The sequence below is a fragment of the Rahnella sp. RFA10(1/100) genome, from assembly GCF_004195115.1.
In the GTDB taxonomy this organism is placed as follows: domain Bacteria; phylum Pseudomonadota; class Gammaproteobacteria; order Enterobacterales; family Enterobacteriaceae; genus Rahnella; species Rahnella perminowiae.
Window position 1 is genome coordinate 1 of the sequence record NZ_SEWR01000008.1, and the last position, 18,662, is coordinate 18,662.

The 18,662-nt window shown below is 52.6% G+C and carries 16 protein-coding genes; 2 read left to right on the plus strand and 14 right to left on the minus strand.

Translation table 11 applies throughout. The features are described 5' to 3' along the window. Positions 1–320 precede the first annotated feature (320 nt). On the plus strand, positions 321–1,616 hold the full coding sequence (locus tag ETV65_RS20125) for an MFS family transporter (RefSeq protein ID WP_129954864.1): 1,296 nt from the start codon (positions 321–323) through the stop codon (positions 1,614–1,616). 29 nt (positions 1,617–1,645) lie between these two features. Here ETV65_RS20125 and ETV65_RS20130 read toward each other — a convergent pair whose 3' ends face one another. From ETV65_RS20130 to trxC, 5 genes are all read right to left on the minus strand, one after another. Beyond that, positions 1,646–1,993 (minus strand): YfiM family lipoprotein, encoded by a 348-nt coding sequence (locus ETV65_RS20130; protein WP_129954865.1) that lies wholly within the window; start codon positions 1,991–1,993, stop codon positions 1,646–1,648. A gap of 61 nt (positions 1,994–2,054) precedes the next feature. Further along, positions 2,055–3,410 carry a CDP-diacylglycerol--serine O-phosphatidyltransferase gene (pssA, locus tag ETV65_RS20135; protein ID WP_165383763.1) on the minus strand — a complete coding sequence of 452 codons (1,356 nt, stop codon included), beginning with the start codon at positions 3,408–3,410 and terminating at the stop codon, positions 2,055–2,057. Between the two features lie 84 nt (positions 3,411–3,494). Beyond that, positions 3,495–6,215 carry a bifunctional acetate--CoA ligase family protein/GNAT family N-acetyltransferase gene (locus tag ETV65_RS20140; RefSeq protein WP_129954867.1) on the minus strand — a complete coding sequence of 907 codons (2,721 nt, stop codon included), beginning with the start codon at positions 6,213–6,215 and terminating at the stop codon, positions 3,495–3,497. Positions 6,216–6,246: 31 nt separating this feature from the next. Beyond that, positions 6,247–6,951, minus strand: coding sequence for a tRNA-uridine aminocarboxypropyltransferase (locus tag ETV65_RS20145; RefSeq protein ID WP_129954868.1), 705 nt, complete (start codon positions 6,949–6,951; stop codon positions 6,247–6,249). 127 nt (positions 6,952–7,078) lie between these two features. Further along, positions 7,079–7,498, minus strand: a complete 420-nt coding sequence (gene trxC, locus ETV65_RS20150; RefSeq protein ID WP_013574074.1) for a thioredoxin TrxC — start codon at positions 7,496–7,498, stop codon at positions 7,079–7,081. Between the two features lie 244 nt (positions 7,499–7,742). Between trxC and ETV65_RS20155 the strand changes: the two genes are divergently transcribed. Beyond that, positions 7,743–8,849 carry a tRNA/rRNA methyltransferase gene (locus ETV65_RS20155; RefSeq protein WP_129954869.1) on the plus strand — a complete coding sequence of 369 codons (1,107 nt, stop codon included), beginning with the start codon at positions 7,743–7,745 and terminating at the stop codon, positions 8,847–8,849. 76 nt (positions 8,850–8,925) lie between these two features. Here ETV65_RS20155 and emrB read toward each other — a convergent pair whose 3' ends face one another. From emrB to proX (ETV65_RS20200), 9 genes are all read right to left on the minus strand, one after another. Then, positions 8,926–10,461, minus strand: coding sequence for a multidrug efflux MFS transporter permease subunit EmrB (gene emrB / locus ETV65_RS20160; RefSeq protein WP_129954870.1), 1,536 nt, complete (start codon positions 10,459–10,461; stop codon positions 8,926–8,928). Positions 10,462–10,478: 17 nt separating this feature from the next. Continuing rightward, entirely contained in the window at positions 10,479–11,654 is a 1,176-nt protein-coding gene (gene emrA / locus ETV65_RS20165; protein ID WP_129954871.1) for a multidrug efflux MFS transporter periplasmic adaptor subunit EmrA, read from the minus strand. 25 nt (positions 11,655–11,679) lie between these two features. Beyond that, positions 11,680–13,134 (minus strand): efflux transporter outer membrane subunit, encoded by a 1,455-nt coding sequence (locus ETV65_RS20170; protein WP_129954872.1) that lies wholly within the window; start codon positions 13,132–13,134, stop codon positions 11,680–11,682. A 23-nt stretch (positions 13,135–13,157) separates the two neighbouring features. Further along, complete coding sequence (gene mprA, locus ETV65_RS20175; protein WP_101079342.1) at positions 13,158–13,679, minus strand: transcriptional repressor MprA; 522 nt, start codon at positions 13,677–13,679, stop codon at positions 13,158–13,160. 175 nt (positions 13,680–13,854) lie between these two features. Then, positions 13,855–14,193 carry an L-valine transporter subunit YgaH gene (gene ygaH / locus ETV65_RS20180; protein ID WP_129954873.1) on the minus strand — a complete coding sequence of 113 codons (339 nt, stop codon included), beginning with the start codon at positions 14,191–14,193 and terminating at the stop codon, positions 13,855–13,857. Then, positions 14,183–14,944, minus strand: coding sequence for an AzlC family ABC transporter permease (locus ETV65_RS20185; RefSeq protein WP_129954874.1), 762 nt, complete (start codon positions 14,942–14,944; stop codon positions 14,183–14,185). The genes ygaH and ETV65_RS20185 overlap by 11 nt, the downstream gene beginning before the upstream one ends. 174 nt (positions 14,945–15,118) lie before the next feature. Further along, complete coding sequence (locus ETV65_RS20190) at positions 15,119–16,303, minus strand: MFS transporter (RefSeq protein WP_129954875.1); 1,185 nt, start codon at positions 16,301–16,303, stop codon at positions 15,119–15,121. A 186-nt stretch (positions 16,304–16,489) separates the two neighbouring features. Beyond that, on the minus strand, positions 16,490–17,485 hold the full coding sequence (proX, locus tag ETV65_RS20195; protein ID WP_129955003.1) for a glycine betaine/L-proline ABC transporter substrate-binding protein ProX: 996 nt from the start codon (positions 17,483–17,485) through the stop codon (positions 16,490–16,492). 24 nt (positions 17,486–17,509) lie between these two features. Beyond that, a complete protein-coding gene (gene proX / locus ETV65_RS20200; RefSeq protein WP_129954876.1) occupies positions 17,510–18,508 on the minus strand; it encodes a glycine betaine/L-proline ABC transporter substrate-binding protein ProX in 999 nt (332 codons plus the stop codon). Positions 18,509–18,662 lie beyond the last annotated feature (154 nt).

Here is an 18,662-nt window from a genome sequence, read left to right on the forward strand (position 1 = left end):
CCCCATGCCGAACTCAGAAGTGAAACGCCGTAGCGCCGATGGTAGTGTGGGGTCTCCCCATGCGAGAGTAGGGAACTGCCAGGCATCAAATAAAGCCAAAAGCCCCGTACGAAAGTGCGGGGCTTTTGGCTTTATTGCTATCAGGTGGTGATTACAATCACCTTTTACTGCGCTTCACTTCACAAAAGGCACCGCAACTCCAGGTAATATTCAAATTCATCTCCCCAACTCGCCGATTCGTTGCTTAACTCAATATTTCCTATCGATAAAAAATAGCCATAACCTCGTTTTTAACAGGAACTATTGGGGATATTAATACAATGGATACTCTGGGATCTCAGTCTGGGAATCACGATCAGCAGGATAAGAAGAAACGTATTTTCGCTATTGTGGGGGCTTCTTCGGGAAATCTGGTCGAATGGTTCGATTTTTATGTCTATTCCTTTTGTTCGCTCTACTTCGCTTCTTCATTTTTCCCGAGCGGAAACAGCACAACTCAGTTATTACAAACTGCAGGTGTGTTTGCCGCCGGATTCTTTATGCGTCCGATTGGTGGATGGTTATTTGGCTACATTGCCGATAAACATGGGCGTAAAAACTCTATGATGATCTCAGTCTGTATGATGTGCTGTGGTTCGCTGGTGATTGCCTGTTTGCCAACTTACGCAACTATAGGCGGCTGGGCCCCGATATTATTGCTGGTCGCCCGCCTGTTCCAGGGGCTTTCCGTTGGTGGTGAATATGGAACCAGCGCCACTTATATGAGTGAAGTGGCGATTAAAGGCCGTCGCGGTTTTTATGCTTCATTCCAATATGTGACCCTTATCGGAGGGCAATTACTGGCACTTCTGGTACTGGTTATATTGCAGCAGATATTCTCAAATGATGAGCTGAAATCCTGGGCATGGCGCATCCCCTTTGCATTGGGCGCGATACTTGCTGTTGTGGCGCTGTTTCTGCGTCGTTCATTGAATGAAACATCAGATAAACAAACCCGTGAGCATAAAGATGCCGGTACACTCTCGGGATTATGGAAGCATAAAAAAGTATTCCTCATGGTATTAGGATTTACTGCGGCAGGTTCCCTGACTTTCTATACCTTCACGACTTATATGCAAAAATACCTGGTGAATACGGCCGGTATGGAAACCAAAACAGCGAGCGCCTTAATGACTATCGCTCTTTTTGTCTTCATGTGCCTGCAACCTATTATTGGCGGGCTGTCAGATAAAATAGGTCGGCGCAGTTCTATGCTGATATTTAGCGGTCTGGCGACTGTTTTAACCCTACCGATTTTGTATATTCTACAAACCGTTACCAGTCCTTATATTGCCTTCGGGCTTATTGTTTTGGCACTGCTGATTGTCAGTTTTTACACATCCATCAGCGGATTATTAAAAGCAGAAATGTTTCCACCTGAAGTCAGGGCATTAGGTGTGGGATTATCTTATGCGGTTGCTAATGCTGTGTTTGGCGGTTCGGCAGAATATGTCGCGCTGACCTTTAAATCATGGAATATTGAAGAAGTGTTTTTCTGGTATGTCTGCGTAATGTGTTTCGTTGCATTTATTGTGTCGATGAAATTACATCGTAAGGGAAAGGAAATACAGCTGTAGTCCGCGCTGAGAGGGTGCACGGATGCACTTTAATAATGAGTCAGATGATAAGCGCTGTAGCCAGTGGCTGCGCCTGCAATATCCCAGCTAAAATCTTTCCAGCTCCAGCCGCTGCCACCCGCGCGGCTGTCATAAACTTCTTTGGTCGCGCCAAGTCCGACGGAAAACAGTAATCCAAATGAGCGGCTGCGTGCTTCATTCCATCCCTGATGATCACCGTATGCTGCCCCCGCTGCTGCTAATACAGCGGAACCTACAAAGTGCTCTGCCTTATCTTTGCCAGTCCAGGCGTCATTTGCGTAATGCGTACATCCGCTACATGCGGATATCAGAATAATGACGGGAAGCCTGAGGGCCCACGATAATTTTTGTATCATAAAGTGGATTTCCTGATATAAAAAAGCCCGATCAGAATGATCAGGCTTTTAGTATAGGCAATTACAGAATCCGGCTGATTAATCTGTCGATACGTATCCTGCGCAGACGGCGGATAAGTTTACGGACTTTCACCGGATAATTAGGAATACTTTCCAGTTCCATATAATGCGAAACAACCTGCGTGTGCTGGCGTATTTCTTCCAGCTCTTTGTGTCGCGCGGATGCCAGCTCCTTATGCGGATCATGGATCAGAATGGCATTTTCCAAATCCAGACGCCATGCGCGTGGATTCAGGTTATTGCCCGTGATCAACTGCCAGCGATCATCAACCCACATTCCCTTAAGATGGTAACTGTTATCGCCATCTTTCCACAGGCGAACAATCAGCTGCCCGCTGTCAACGAAACGTTGTAAGCGGCTCAGGAAGCGACGCAGGTTAATTTCATACAAATAGGGTAAGGCACCGATGATTTTGAATGGCTGATCCTGCGGGATATAAAAATCGTTGGCGGTTTTATCACCCACGATAATTTCCACCTGCTTACCCCGGCGCAGCAGATGAATGATATTTCTCGCCAGCATCGCAGGCATATTGAAATAAGGCGTACACAGCGTCAGCTTATGTTCCGCACTGGACATCAGATGATGGATGGTCCGGTTTAGTTCATTTTGTTTGCCCAGACCCACGATAGGCGTCACTGCCAGTTCATCATTTCCTGCACTGTCTTTGAAATGATAACCGCTGGCGCGCAGGTTCTGACGGAACTGACGCGTTTCGTTTTTGATCTCAATGCTTTTAGGACGATCTTCACGATCAAGACGCTGTACGGCAGCCGCAGTCAGGATCGATTTCTTCATAAAGTCGATCATGGTATTGGCCAGCGGAGCGTTAGTCAGCAACTGGTAGCGATCGTAGCGGTATTTTTCATGGCGATGCAGGTAAACATCATTGAGGCTTGCACCGCTGTAGATCACCTGATCGTCAATAATAAAGCCCTTCAGATGCAAAACACCTAACGCTTCACGGGTATTAACCGGAACGCCATACACCGGCACGGAAAGCTCAGGATGCTCTTTTGCCATGCGACAATACCAGTCAGCATTAGTGTTTGAGGCTGCCGCGCCAATGCGGCCACGCTGAGCGCGGTGCCAGTCAACCAGCACACAAATCTCCAGGTCAGGACGTCGCTGCTTGGCGGCATACAACGCCGAAAGCACATCACGACCGCCGTCATCATTCTCTAAATAGAGCGCGACCAGATAAATCCGTTGGGTGGCGTTGGCAATCGCTTCGAGCAGCGTCTTACGGAAATCTGCAGGGCAGTAGAGCGTTTTTACAGCATCAACCGTTTGGGGGAGTTTGGGCAGTTGAGCAAGGTGTTGTTGATGTTTATTACGTTTCAATTTTGACAACATCACAGTGCGCTTCTTCTCTCTTTATGTAATGGCTTTAGCGGCACAAGCAGACAGTGGTGACCGCACAATCGGTCGATAATACCATTAGTCCTGTCTCATGTGCGCATCTTTTGCCTGTTCGCGGCGCAGGCTCACGGTTTTCTGCTGCGAAATCCGGGCCTTTTCCAGTGTCAGTGAGAGGTTCACAATGCCGTCCTGGATCTGAATATCAACGTCGAATCCGAGTTTCCTGGCCAGCGTGATCATGCCGCGGTTATTGGGCATCGTAATGCCTGTGAGGCGTTGCAGGCCGTGCTCTGCCGCGTAATGAATCATCTTATCAAGCAACCGTCTTCCGAGCCCCAGTCCTTTCAGATCCGACCGTACCAGCACCGAGAATTCTGCATCAATATTATCAGGATCAGACACCGCCCGGGTAACGCCAATAATTTCGTTTTCATTATCCACACTATGAATGGCGACGAATGCCATTTCACGGTCATAGTCGATCTGTGTCATGTTCGCTAAATCTTCATGTGTGAACTCATTAATCTCACTGAAGTAGCGGTAGTACAGGTCTTCTTTAGTGACCTTCAGGATAAACGCTTTTAGCAGCGGCTCATCTTCCGGAAGGATGGGGCGGAACAGCGCCGGTGAACCATCTTTAAGTATAACGTGCTCTTCCAGTTCACGCGGATAAGGGCGAATCGCCAGTCGCGATCGGGTGTCTGCTCCCTGTACACAAAGCTGCATGGACACATCAAGCAGGCTGAGTTCACTGCCGGAAATCAGCAGAGGATGAATATCCAGCCTTTCGATCTCCGGGCAGTCGATGATCAGGTTCGACACGTTCACCAGTAACTGGCTCAGCGCCGGAATATCAAAAGGATGCAGGGCATTACGGCCACGAATTTTGCCACTTTTGAGTGCCTGAACCACCTGATAACGCGCCAGCGTCATGTTCAGCGGAGGGAGAGAAATCGCCGCCTGTCTTTCCGGTCGCCAGTCAGTACCGCCTTCTGCCAACATGATCAGCGGGCCGAATACCGGATCCTGTTCGACAACCACGCGCAGTTCCTGTGAGCCCGGCCGGTTGGCCATGGTTTGCACCAGCAGCCCCAGGATCTTTGCCTGCGGAAACGCCTGTCTGGCACGGTCAAAAATAGCATTGGCAGCCTGTGCAACTTCGCTGGCGGTACGCAGATACAACATTACGCCCTGTACTTCAGAATTATGCGGGATATCCGGGGAGCGCAATTTCAGCGCCACCGGATAACCCACCTGGCTGGCGATATTCACCGCTTCTGCGCTGTCGCTGGCAATCCATGTCGGCAGCACATTCATGCCGTATGCCTGCAAAATGGCGCGTACCTCATGCGTATCCAGCTGTGTCGTACCTTCCGCCAGCGTGCGGGCGATCACCTGATGCGCCTGACCGGTGTTCTGCCCAAGGTCGGCCGGAAGTGCCGGCGTTTCTTTGAGTTGCTTCTGGTTCCTGCGGTATTCCACCATATGCATAAACGCCGTCACTGTCCCTTCCGGGGTCCGGTAAGTCGGGATCCCTGCTTCTGTGAACAGCTTACGGGCTTCCTGCGAGGAAAACTCACCGCACCAGTTGGTCAGCAGTGTGATGTATTTACCCCGGGCATGCGTATGCACTGCGTCGATGACGTGGCTGGCGGTCACCGTGCCATGTGCGGCAGCGCTGGGGGCGTGGATCACCAGTATTGCATCGTAATCGGTGCTGCCGAGCAGAGCGGTCATCACCGCCTGATACAACTGCGGTGTGGCGTCATCGTGCAAATCCAGCGGATTCGAAACAGTGATATTCTCAGGCAAAATGGCACGCACTGTTCGACAGGTTTCCTCACTCAGTTGCGCCAGTTTACCATTGCGTGAAAGCAACTGATCCAACGCCATCGCAGCGGGCGCGGCACCGTTACTGACGACCAGCAACCGCTCGCCACGTAACGGCCGCATATGGCTCAGCGTTTCAACAGCGGAAAATAGCTCATGGGTATCCTGCACACGCAGTAAACCGGCGCGCTGAATCGCCGCGTCGTAAGCGGCATCAAGGCTTAGCGGGCTATTAAGTAATTGCTGCGCCTGTCCGCTGCGGCCACTTTTGATCACCAGAATCGGTTTATTACGTGAGGCGCTGCGTGAGGCGGAAAGAAAGCGTCGTGCATCACTGATGTGTTCGAGATACAGCAGAATGGCGCTGGTTTTATTGTCACGGGCGAGGAAATCAAGCAGATCATCGACATCGATATCCAGGCTGTCGCCCAGCGATACGAAATAGGAAAAGCCCACGGCACGCTGTTGCGCCCAGTCCAGAATGGTATTGGCAACTGCCGCCGACTGCGAAATAAATGCCAGTTTGCCGGGAATAATGGGCACCGGCGAAAAACTGGCATTTAGCTTTTGCCACGGCGCGAGAATACCAAGGCTGTTGGGACCGAGCAGACGCATCGAAAAGCGCTGGGCGCAGGTTTTAAGTTCAGCGAATTGTTGTGGCTGTGAGGAAAGCACAATGACGGTTTTACAGCCACGTTCGCCGAGTTGTTCAAGTAACGTAAGATTGCGGTCTGCGTGTGTGCAAAGAATGGCGAGATCCGGTGACATCGGCAAGCTGGCGACGTCCCGCCAGGTCAGCACACCACACACCGCGCGATAAGCCGGAGTGACCGGTAAGACCGGGCCGTTGAATCCGCTGTCGAGCAGATTGCGCATCATCAGATATCCGGCCCGTCCCGCTTTATTGCTGGCGCCGATGACCGCAATAGATTCAGGTCGTAGTAGTGCTTCCAGTCCGCGCTGACTCATGAGTACTCCGAACAATTATCCTTAACTGATTCTAGAGGCTTTCTTCGTTCTTTGCTGTGAGCTGATGCACCGGATGATGGGGTTTTCCGGCCAGATACTGGGTGCGGAAATGGGTAAAGTGGCGCGAGAGGCCCGCTGAGGCATTGAGATCCCCGGCTTTTTCCAACAATGCGGCGGCGACTTCTACGGTGCAATGCAATTCCGGACGTGAGGCTTCACGCAGGATATAGCCAGAGCTGGCACTCACATCGAGAGAGAAAACGGGAAGATTATCCAGATAAGGACTTTTGCGGAACATCTTACGCGCTTCGTTCCAGGTACCGTCGAGCATAATGAATAAAGGCGGTTTGCTGCCTGCCGGAACGTCGGTAAACACCTGACGTGGCGGTGCGGCGAAAGAGGCCGGAAAAACCACATAAGCCTGCCGCTGCGGATCGGCAATGGCTTCCAGCAGAGCCGGATCAGTTTGCGTGCGTGACCACAAAAACGCCTGCGTATCGGGCAGTACATCCGCGATTAAGCGACCCGTATTGCTCGGTTTCATCGGCTCCGTGTCAAACATCACCAGACAAAAACGGCTGGCGGCCTGATGAATTTCGCGCGTAGCACAGATGCAGTTGCGTTTGGGCAACAGACAGTGCTGACAGCGTATCGCCCGTGAACCGCGTGCAAGAAAAGGGCGGGTGGAGCGGGCTAAACGCTGCTCACGCAGGCGAAGGACGGCGTTGTCTGACATAGGCATTCCGGTTTTTGAAAAACGGTTATTCTAATCCCCCGATGCTGGCAGGCAAGGGACATCTGTTATAAACAGAAAAAGGCCCGTACAGTGACGGGCCTTCAAGGGCTTTATAACCGCTTATGCGTTACAATGATTCATTAAGCCAGTTATTGAACGGCGCTTTAGGCATCGCCCCGCTCAACATATCGACCATTTTGCCTTCGTTAAACACCATAATGGTCGGAATACTGCGGATGCGGAACCGCGCGCTCAGTTCAGGTTCTGCCTCGGTATTCACTTTGATGAAGCGGATTTTACCGGCGCGCTCCTGCGCCACATCTTCAAAAATCGGCGCAAAATTAACACAAGGGCCACACCATGGTGCCCAGAAATCGACGACAACCGGCAGATCATCCTGCAGGTATTTGTCCAGCGTGGCGGCAGTCGCGTGTATGACATCGCCTTCAAAAAGTGCATGGCCGCATCGGCCACATTTTGCGCCGTCGTCGATACGATCCTCAGGCAGGCGGTTGGTGGCCTGACAAGATGAACAAACCGTATTCATAAAATAGCCTCTACATTGCTTAACGTGAGAATGGTATCAACCACAACCCCGGTTTTATCCTTAAAAGCGGTAAACAACACGGCTGATATGTTACTTGTATGTTGTAAGTATGAGGTTGCTACGTCATGTAAACAACGTGGTTTATTCAATGATTACGATAGTTTTTAGCTTTTGGTCCAAAGCCTGTGGCTTAGCTCACAGACATCAGGTAATCTTCGCGCCCTGCGCGTAGGTGGAGAGAAAAATGAACGATTCATTCAGTGGCAAGAACGGCAAAGTCAAAGTGATGTACGTCCGCAGTGACGACGACGGCGATAACCGCAATAACGATAAACGTCCTTCCAACAATAAAGGACGTCCGGGCGATAAACCTCGCCAGGGTTCCCGTCCAGACGATGCCCGCCGCAATGAGCGTCGCAGCAGCGATTCCCGTGGTGATTCCCGCGGCCCGGCACCGCGCCGTGGTGGGGACGATCGCCCGCGTCGTCCGGCCCGTGACGACGATGGCCCGTACTCTTCGCCGTGGAAAACGGTCTCACGTCCACCGGCAGATGATGCCGTACCGGATCACGGCGGTATCAGCGGTAAAAGTTTTATCGATCCTGAGCAGCTGCGTCGTCAGCGTCAGGAAGAGACCCGCGTGTATGGCGAAAACGCCTGTCAGGCCCTGTTTGCCAGCCGTCCGGACGCGATTGTGCGGGCGTGGTTTGTGCAATCCGTCACTCCGCGTTTTCGTGAAGCGCTGCGCTGGATGGCAGCTAACCGCAAAGCCTATCATGTGGTTGAAGATGACGAACTGGCGAAAGCCTCCGGCACCGAACACCACGGCGGCGTATGTTTCCTGATTAAAAAACGTCAGGGTCTGGATGCGGAAACTTATCTGCAAACTGCGCCGGCAAAAGACTGTGTACTGGCGCTGGAAAACGTCGGCAACCCGCACAACCTCGGCGGTATCATGCGTTCTTGTGCGCATTTTGGTATCAACGGGATGATGGTTCAGGATCCGGCTCAACTGGAATCCGGTGCGGCAGTGCGTACGGCAGAAGGCGGCGCGGAACACGTTAAAGCCATTAACGCGGATAACTTCCTTGATGTTCTGGAAACCTTCCGTAAAGCGGGATACACCATCGTCACCACCTCCAGCCATAAAGGTACGGCGTTGGGCAAAGCACAATTACCGGCCAAAATGGTGCTGGTATTGGGTGAAGAAAGTGATGGTTTGTCTGACAGTGCATGGCAGCAGGGCGACCTGAGTGTCTCTATCGGTGGTACGGGTAAAGTGGAAAGCCTCAACGTTTCCGTCGCATCCGGTATTTTACTGGCAGAATGGTGGCGCCAGAACCAGGCGTAATAACCTGGTTTTAGCCATAAAAAAACGGACGCTTAAGGCGTCCGTTTTATTTTCTGATACTCAAGGTTTATCTGAATCAGTGCGCGCCACCCGCGCCCCCGCCACTGGTGAACGGCGGACGGGCGAACCAGATTAAAATCAGCAACACCAGGAATGCGCCACCGGATAACCAGAAAATCTCATTGGCAGAGATGATTAATCCCTGATTCGTGATCTCCCGTGCTATCCATCCTGAAGCTTGCTGTTGGCTCATGCCGAGGCCTTCGAGCTGCTGGTAGGTCTGCGTCGCTGTCGGATTAAACGGTGTGATATTTTCCGTTAACTGCGCGTGATGCAGCGATTCACGGTTCGACCACAAGGTGGTGGTGATTGAAGTACCAATCGACCCCGCCAGCGTACGGATAAAGTTTGACAGACTCGATGCCGCCGCCATACGTTCCGGCGGTAATCCCGACAGAATAATGGTGGTCAGCGGCATAAAGAAGCAACCCACCGCGAAGCCCTGAATAAACTGCGGCCAGGCGGATGCGCCAAAATCCATCCCCGGTTCGAACGTATAGGCGCGCCAGAAGAAGCAATAGGCATACATGATAAAGCTGAAAGTCACCAGCTTTCGCATGTCCAGACGGTGCGCAAAACGCCCGATGATCGGCGACATCAGTACTGGCAAAATACCGACCGGCGCGGACGCCAGACCGGCCCAGGTGGCGGTATATCCGTAGACCTCCTGCAATAGCTGCGGCAGCAATACAATGGCACCGAAGTAGAGCATATAAGCCAGACTGATACACAACACACCGATGGTGAAGTTTCGTGATTTAAACAGGGACAAATCAACGATCGGATGGTCATCGGTCAGCTCCCAGACGACAAGGAAGCACAGCGCGACCACGGCCACGACCGCCAGCACGATAATTTCCGTCGAGTTAAACCAGTCGAGTTCTTTACCCCGGTCGAGCATCACCTGTAAAGCCCCGATACCCAGCACCAGCAGTACTAACCCCACACTGTCGATCGGACGGATCTGCGTGGCGGTCTCGCGCCCCTTCAGCGTTCTGAGCGTCAGGAACACCACGGCCAGACCGATCGGCACGTTGATGAAGAAGATCCAGCCCCAGTGGTAGTTGTCACTGATATACCCGCCGAGGATCGGCCCGCAAATCGGGGCGACAATCACCGTCATCGACCAGAGCGCGAGTGCGGTACTTCGCTTGGCCGGCGGATAGTTATTCAGTAACAGACTTTGTGAAAGCGGGATCAGCGGACCTGCTACCACGCCCTGTACCACACGGAAGAAAATCAGCATTTCCAGGCTGTTGGACATCCCGCACAACCAGGAGGCGAGGGCAAACAGCACGGTGGACCACAGGAACAGTTTGACCTCACCGATGCGTTTTGCCAGCCAGCCGGTGATCGGGATCGAGATGGCATTTGCCACCCCGAACGAGGTGATAACCCAGGTACCCTGTGAGTTCGAGGCACCCAGATTCCCGGCAATGGTCGGGATCGCCACGTTGGCGATGGTAGAGTCCAGCACCTGCATAAAGGTGGCCATAGACAAAGCCACCGTCATCCAGGCCAGCGGGGCGCCTACCAGCGGTTTATTTGCCACAGAGGCCTCCGGATGTTTTAGCCTGCATTAGCATGAATAACGTCAGCAATGATGGCATTAACCGGTGTCAGATCCAGCGTCAGCGCTGAAGTCTGGTACAGCGGTTCACTACGCACTTTATTGGCCAGCACCAGGCCATCACGGTTCTGAGTATCAACCGTCACCAGCGTGGATAACCCGATACGCAGCGGATGTTCAGCCACTTCCTGATCGTTGAGTTCGATACGTACCGGCAGACGCTGAACCACTTTGATCCAGTTGCCGGTGGCATTCTGCGCCGGTAACAGCGAGAACGCACCGCCGGTGCCCATGTCCATGCCGACCACTTTACCGTGATATTTCACGTCATCGCCGTACATATCGCTGACCACGGTGGCCACCTGACCAATACGCATGTTCGCCAGCTGGGTTTCTTTAAAGTTGGCATCGACCCAGATGTGATGCGCGGGCACCACAGCCATCAGGGACGTTGTCGGGCTGATCTGCTGGCCGATTTGAACAGCACGGCGCGAGACGAAACCGTCAACAGGGCTGCGCACTTTAGTACGTTGCAGGGCAAGCCATGCGTCACGGACCTGAGCGGCGGCCTGCAGAACTTGTGGCTGCTTATCGACCGGGGTATCCAGAATCATCGCCTGATTGGCGTTGTATTGCTGAACAGCGACATCGTATTGCGCTTTTGCGGTATCGACGGCATCACGTGCGTGTTGCAGTTCTTCACGGCCAATCGCATCGACATTTCCCAGCACAATGCGGCGCTTAAGGTCTGTCTGCGCCTGTTGCAGTTGCGTCTGACGCAGCGCGATATTGGCCTGGTATTGCTTACCGTTGATGATCAACTGATGCGTCTGCCGCACGCTGTTCGCCAGCGCCGTTTTAGCGCGTTCGAACGCCTGCTCAGCATCGGTAGGATCGATGGTCACCAGCACGTCACCTTTTTTTACAAAGTCGGTGCTGTCGAAATTGACGTCGGTTACGCTGCCCGACACCTGCGCCATAATCTGCACCTGGTTACCGGCCACATAAGCATCGTCGGTAGACTGGAAATGACGTAATACCAGCAGCCAGTAAAACAGGTAGGCGATGGCAATAATAATGAAAATCCCGGTTAACAAGAGCATCGCGACTTTGCGCGTTTTCTTCTTATTTTTCGGAGCTTGCGGCGTTGCCTGAGTATCGGCATTTGCGCTCATGGTCTTCTCCACACTGAGTCTTTTATTATGATTTTGGATCCGCTGCCGGGGCCTGATAACCTCCCCCAAGCGCACGGACGAGACTGATTTTTGCCTGCATCAACTGACTGCTGGCGGTAAGTTGTGCCTGCTGTTGTTGCAGGAGTGCTGACTGGCTGGTTAACAGCTCATCCCGTCCGATGACGCCAGCGTTGTACCTTGCATCTGAAACGCGATACACCTCTTCCAGCGATTTAGCGGCAGAAGAAGCCTGCTGCAATTGTTCAACGCTGCTTTTCGAGACAGTAATGGCATCCGCAGTTTGCTGGATGGCGTTCAGGATGGTCTGGTTATACGACTCAACGGACTGGTCATATAACGCGGACTCTTCGCCCAGTTTGGAGCGCAACGCACCGGCGTGGAAAATCGGCAGCGAAATCGCCGGTGTGATATTCCAGGCTTTGCTGGCTGCTTCAAAAAGATTCGGGCTGGTGCCGCCGAAGTTGGTGGTCGTCAGACCCCCGAAGGCACTGATAGAAAGGCTTGGATAAAACTCTTTTTTCGCGGCACTGACGCTCTGGGAATAGGACTCCACCAGATCACGCTGTGCGGCGATGTCAGGGCGTTTGCCGAGTAAATCCAGGGTCAGTTCACCTTTGGGTGCCAGCGTGTCGGGTGATGGCAACGCAACGGCATGCAAACCGTCCATCGCGTCCGGACCACGTCCGGCCAGCGCAGAAAGCTGATGTCTCAGCTGTTCAGTTTGCGATTTCAGATTGATGATCTGCTGTTTGGCGCTGTCGGCCTGAGCCTGAGTTTGTTGCGGAATTTCAACGCCGTAGACGCCTGCCTGATATTGCGCTTTGCGCAAATCGGCAAGGTGCTGATTATTATCCACTTCGTGTTGCAGAATATCCTGCAAGGCAAGGTTTGCCTGCAACTGATAATAAGCTGACGCCACCGAACTGGTCAGCGTCAGGGCGGCTTCAGCCTGTTCTGCACGGGCAGAATCCACCTGTGCTTTCGCGGCATTCACCTGATTGCGGTATTTACCCCACCAGTCAAACTCATAGCTCAGATTCAGCCCGAGGCTGTTGCTGCTGTCGTAAATTGGCGCTTCGGGATAGCTGGTCAGAAACGGCGGGATCGTGTTTTTTGCGACACGTTCACGACGCGTTGAACCGTTCAAATCCAGATAAGGGCCATTGGCGGCATCGGCTTCGCCCATCACACTTTGCGCTTCGCGCACCCGTGCGGCTGCCTGACGTAATGATGGCGAGTTCTGCAACGTCGTGGTCATCAGATTATCGAGTTGCGGATCATTAAGACTGCGCCACCACTGGGGACCGATGGTCAGGGAACTGACTTTTGCCTGCTGCAGATGAAGCTGTTGCGTATCGAGCAGCGACGACTGAGGAGCAATATTATTACCGGAAGCGCAGCCGGCCAAAATAAAAACTGCAAACAGCGGCGTAAGCCTCCAGCGAACTTGGAGTGACATGTGTAGTTTACCTGAACAGAAATCTAGAATTGTTGTAGTGCTGTCGCATCCATCTGATCAAGGCGAGTTAACAGTTTGCGCGTCAGGGTTTCTAACTGCTTCTGTTCATCTGCGTCTAATGTCGACCAGAGAAAATGCAGGCTCTTATGTTGAGGCGGCAGTAACTTTTGAATAAAGGCTTCACCGTCAGCTGTCAGGTGCAAATGCAGACACCGGCGGTCGTTATCGCTTTCACGGCGTTCGATCCATCCGCGCTTTTCCAGCTCATCCGCAATCCGGGTGGCGTTGGTGCGTGATGAACCCAGCGCAGAGCTGAGCTCCGAAGGCTGAATACTGTGACTTTCCTGTGCATCAAGGGTGAGCAACGCCATAAACAGCGTTTCATTAATGCCTTGCGCTTTCAGCATCTTATTACGGTTTTCAAGCAATTTACTTTGCATGTGCATACACAGGCGGGTCAGCAAAATTTCCTGATAGGGGAAATCTTTTTGCTTTTTAGCCCGGAAATTTAACATGTTTTCAATTGGCGTGAACGAACTGTCCATATGAGAAGCCTCATTAGTTACGAATGACATAGTAACGACGGTAATTAATAATATCAATGTTATGAATCACCTATTCTTTAGCAATTAGTGTTATTCATAACTCCGGTGAATTATTCGATATTGACTGTAACAGGCGGACTTCGCCCGTTGTTTATCCCCCTGATAAAAATGGTCTTCAGCCTGCCATCAGCATCAGCTTGAACACCAGACCGTACGCCACAGCGCCGGTCAGGGTGGCAATAACAATGCTTTTGGTACGCCAGAAAATCAGTGCCAGCAGAGCAAAACCGGCCAGTGACGGCAGCAGCTTTTGCTGATCGCGCAGAATTTCTGGGGTGCCTGAAACCACCAGCAGCGCACAAATTGATGCGATACCAATGCTGTCGAGTACGCGGGATAACGGGCCACTTTTCAGTGCTGACTTCTGCCGCGAACCCAGGCGCAGAGGCAGATACCGGAACAGGTAATTGACGGTGCCGACGAGCAGACAAACCAAAATGACATCAGTGCTCATCTGAGGTGATCTCCGTGGCAGAAGGGGGAACGGGGCGTTGCAGCAAGGCGGCGAGGCACCCCGCACCCAGGCCGCAGGCGATGGCGGCGGGAATCGACCAGAACAGCAACCCGCCCAGCGCACCGGTCAGTGAGGCGACAAACACTCCACTCTGCTGGCGCTTAAAGGCCGCGAGCAGGAAACTCAGGAACAGCGCCGGTAACATAAATCCGAGTGCGGCTTCGATGGCGGGGAAATCTTCCAGCGGACCATTACCAAACAGCGCACCCACTGCGGTGCCAAAAACCCATGAAAGCCATGATGACAGCGCAATGCCGCACATCCAGTTTTCGCTCCAGCTACGTTTATTGCGGATCAGTTTGGCCGTTGCGGCAGCAAAGACTTCGTCCGTCAGGCCGAATGCCCAAAGCGCGGTTTTTTTGCCAGAGAGTTTTCCCACAATACGATTGCGCAGTGAAGGACCATACAGCACATGCCGCACATCCATCGCCATCACTGTCAGGGCGGAAACCCATAACGACATGCCTGCACTGAGCAACGCGGTGATCACAAACTGGCTGGCGCCAGCGTAGATAAGAATGGAAAACAGCAGACTTTCAGAAGGGGTGAAACCCAGTTTGACGGCGCTGAGACCGAATGCAAAAGCGATGGGCAGATAACCCATCACGATAGGGAGGCTATCGGTAATACCTTGTGCGAAAGTGGAAACACGAACGGGGTCGGGTGCTTCGAGATCTGGATTGGTTTGCATGGGTGTTTAAAACATTGTGAAACCGGATGGTTGCCGGCAAATAATTCATGGCGTAAACATTACCAGACTGTAAGTATTGTTGACACCCTTTGGTTCAAATAAATTTCTTTAATGACTATTCGCAAGCTAATCAGGAGGAGTGATGGTTCCCTCCTGATGTAGTTTCGTACGTTATCAGGCCAGGGTGTATTGATGTCCTTTCCACCAGACCAGTAAATTCAGCACACACATGACAGTACCCGCTGCTGAGACCCCGTACCAACCCGCCGCCTGATAAGCCGAAGCAGACACCAGTGACCCCACCGCACCCCCGATAAAGTATGTCGTCATGTAACCCGCTGTCAGGCGGTTACGCGCTTCCGGCATCGTTTTATAGATAACGCTTTGATTGGTGATGTGGACGCCCTGAACCGAAAGGTCCAAAACGATGATACCGATAATCAGTGAGATCACCGAATATTGCCCGTATGCAATCGCTGCCCAGGATAGCAACAGCAGGATCAGACCCGCCGTGGTGGTCAGATGGGCTTTGCCTTTATCCGCCAGATTCCCTGCGCGGGTGGCTGCCAGCGCACCCGCCGCACCCACCAGACCAAACAGGCCGATAACCCCTTCGGAATAGTGATACGCCGGGCCCGCGAGCAGGAATGCCATCGAGGTCCAGAGAATGCTGAAGTTGGCGAAACAGAACATGCCTATCAGCGCACGGGTGCGTAAAACTGGCGTACGGATGAAGAGTGTGAAAATAGATTTCAGTAACTGCGGGTAATTGAGATCGGTTTTCTGCTGGTGCTTTGGCAATTTACGCCACAACACCAGCGCCATCACGACCATCAACGCACTGGCGACCCAGTACACCGTCCGCCAGCCTCCCAGTGATGCCAGCGCACCCGCGACGGTACGTGCCAGCAGGATCCCCAGTAACAGGCCAGACATAATCAGTCCGACGACTTTACCGCGACGCTCCGGTTCTGCCAGCGTGGCAGCCAGCGGCACCAGAATTTGTGCCACTACCGAGAACAATCCGGTGAGCGCCGTCCCGATCAGCATGATGGTCAGCGTGGGCGCCATCGCAGTAATCAGAAGACCTGCAGCAGAAAGTAATGTCATCAGCACAATCAGACTGCGGCGTTCAAACATATCGCCGAGCGGCACGATAAACATCAGGCCACAGGCGTAACCGAGCTGAGCGACCGTGACGATAAATCCGGCCTGATTCACCGACAGGCTGAACGCCCGGGCGATGGTTTCCAGCAGCGGTTGTGGATAATAGTTACTGGCGACGGCAAGCCCGGTGGCCACTGCCATCAGAATAATCAGCGCCGGGCTGAGTGGAGAATGTGCTGTAGTTTTTTTCATAATATGAATAAACGTATCTTATTGAAGGAGCAGAGGAAAGCGAATGGTAATTATCGTTTTGGTTGAAATATTAAACCAATGAATAGTTTTCATGGCAACTATTTGGTTTTGTAATGGACATTTTCTTCACAAAAAACGGGCGGAGATTTCTCCCCGCCCGCTGGCCTGACTGAATCTGATGTAGCGTTATTTCGCTGCAGCAGCCGCTTCTTTTACCCAGCCGTCGAACTGTTCCTGGTGGGCTTTGATCCAGCCGTCGGTTTGTGCGTCGATATCGGCTTCTGAATTTTTACCGGCATGCATGGCAGCATTCTGCGCATTGATGTCTTTCAGCGGCAGTTTCATGATGGCAAACAGTTTCGCCGCCGCCGGGTTTTTCTCAGCCCAGGCTTTGTTCGCCACGATGTGCATGGTGCTCACCGGGAAACCATAGTTCTTACCGTTTGGCAGTGTGGTATCGGCATTTTTATCACCCGGTACGACAGAGAACGGTACCTGCATCCACAACACGTCTTTGCCAGGAACCAGCACATTGCTGACCCAGTATGGCGTCCAGGTGTAATAGAAGATCGGTTTACCTTCTTTGTAACGCGTGATGGTGTCGGCGATCATTGCAGAATAGTTACCCTGATTGTGGGTCACGGTATCTTCCAGGCCGTAGGCTTTCAGCTGTTCATTCAGTGCCGCTTCACAACCCCAGCCCGGTGTACAACCGGTCAGATCGGCTTTACCGTCGCCGTTGGTATCAAATAACTTAGCCAGTTTCGGGTCTTTCAACTGCTCAATATTGGTGATGTGATATTTCTCAGCAGTTTTCTTATCGATTAACCAGCCCTGCGCCGCGCCGGTCACATAAGTCCCTTCGCGGTAAAATACCTTATCGCCCCCGGCGGCTTTGTACATTTCATCGTGCAGCGGTGACCAGTTGACGGCGGTGAATGTCGCATCTCCGGCCGCAATGGTGGTGTAGCCGACGTTATAATCGACTTCGCGGATTGGCTGTACATCGTAGCCCAGTTTTTCCAGCGCTTTATTCACCAGCTCAGTCTGAAATGTCTCTTCGCTGATGGTGCTCTGAATTGGCGTCACGGTGACACCTTTACCCGGCAGTTCGGCAGCGAATGGGGTTGCTGTTGCAAATGTGGTGAGGGCGGCAACGGCCCAGAGTCCTGTCTTTTTCATCATTACCTCAGTTTTTATCATGTGTTATTTTGCTGCGGCGGTAGCTTCTTTGATCCAGCCATCGAAGGTCGCCTGATGCGCTTTGATCCAGCCATCAACGTGCTGCCGGATATCATCTGAAGACGATTCCCCTTCATGCATCCGCAGGTTCTGTGCATTAACGTCGGCCAGCGGCAATTTCATGATGGCGAACAGTTTCGCTGCTGCCGGGTTTTTCTCAGCCCAGGCTTTGTTCGCCACGATGTGTTCGTTGTTGACCGGGAAGCCGTAGTTCTTACCGTTCGGCAGCGTGGTATCGAGATCTTTCTGCGAACCCGGATTTGCCGAGAACGGCACGGTCAGCCAGACCACGTCTTTGCCCGGTTTCATCTCGTTGCTGACCCAGTAAGGCGTCCAGGTGAAGTACAGAACCGGCTTACCGGATTTAAACCGGGTAAGGGTGTCGGCAATAATGGCCGAATAGTTGCCCTCGTTTTGCGTCACGGTATTGCTCAGTCCGTAAGCTTTGATTTGGGTATTGATTACCTGGCCGCAGACCCAGCCCGGATTACAGCCCGCCATATCAGCTTTGCCGTCACCGTCTTCGTCAAACAGTCTGGCGATTTTCGGGTCTTTCAACTGCGACAAATCGTGGATGTGGTACTTGTCGGCGGTTTTTTTGTCGATCAGATAGCCTTGTGCTGCGCCGCTGATATAAGTGCCCTGACGGTAGAACTTCTGGTCGCCACCGGCTGCGTTATACATGTCTTTTTGCAGCGGCTCCCAGTTCACCGCCATGTAGGTGGAATCGCCGCTGGCGATGGCGGTATACGCGACGTTGTAATCCACTTCGCCGGTTTGCTGAACGTCGTAGCCCAGTTTTTCCAGTGCGCGGTTAACCAGTTCGGTCTGGAAAGTTTCTTCTGCAATGGTGCTTTGCAACGGTTTGACGACCACGCCTTTACCCGGTAAATCGGCAGCGAACGTTGTTGAGGATGTGACGAGTGTGCTCAGGGCTAGTGCCCAAATAGGCGTTGTGCGCATGGTGAACCCTTATTTCTTTTCCTCTTTATCATTCAGGTTGCCTCTGCGTTGGCTGCCCGAATGTTTTTGAGGATTGTTTATGAATACCTAAGAGTGGACTGCGTTGTTTTAGCTGTTGAGTGTTCCCGGCAGCGGACCGCCGGGAAAAATGCAG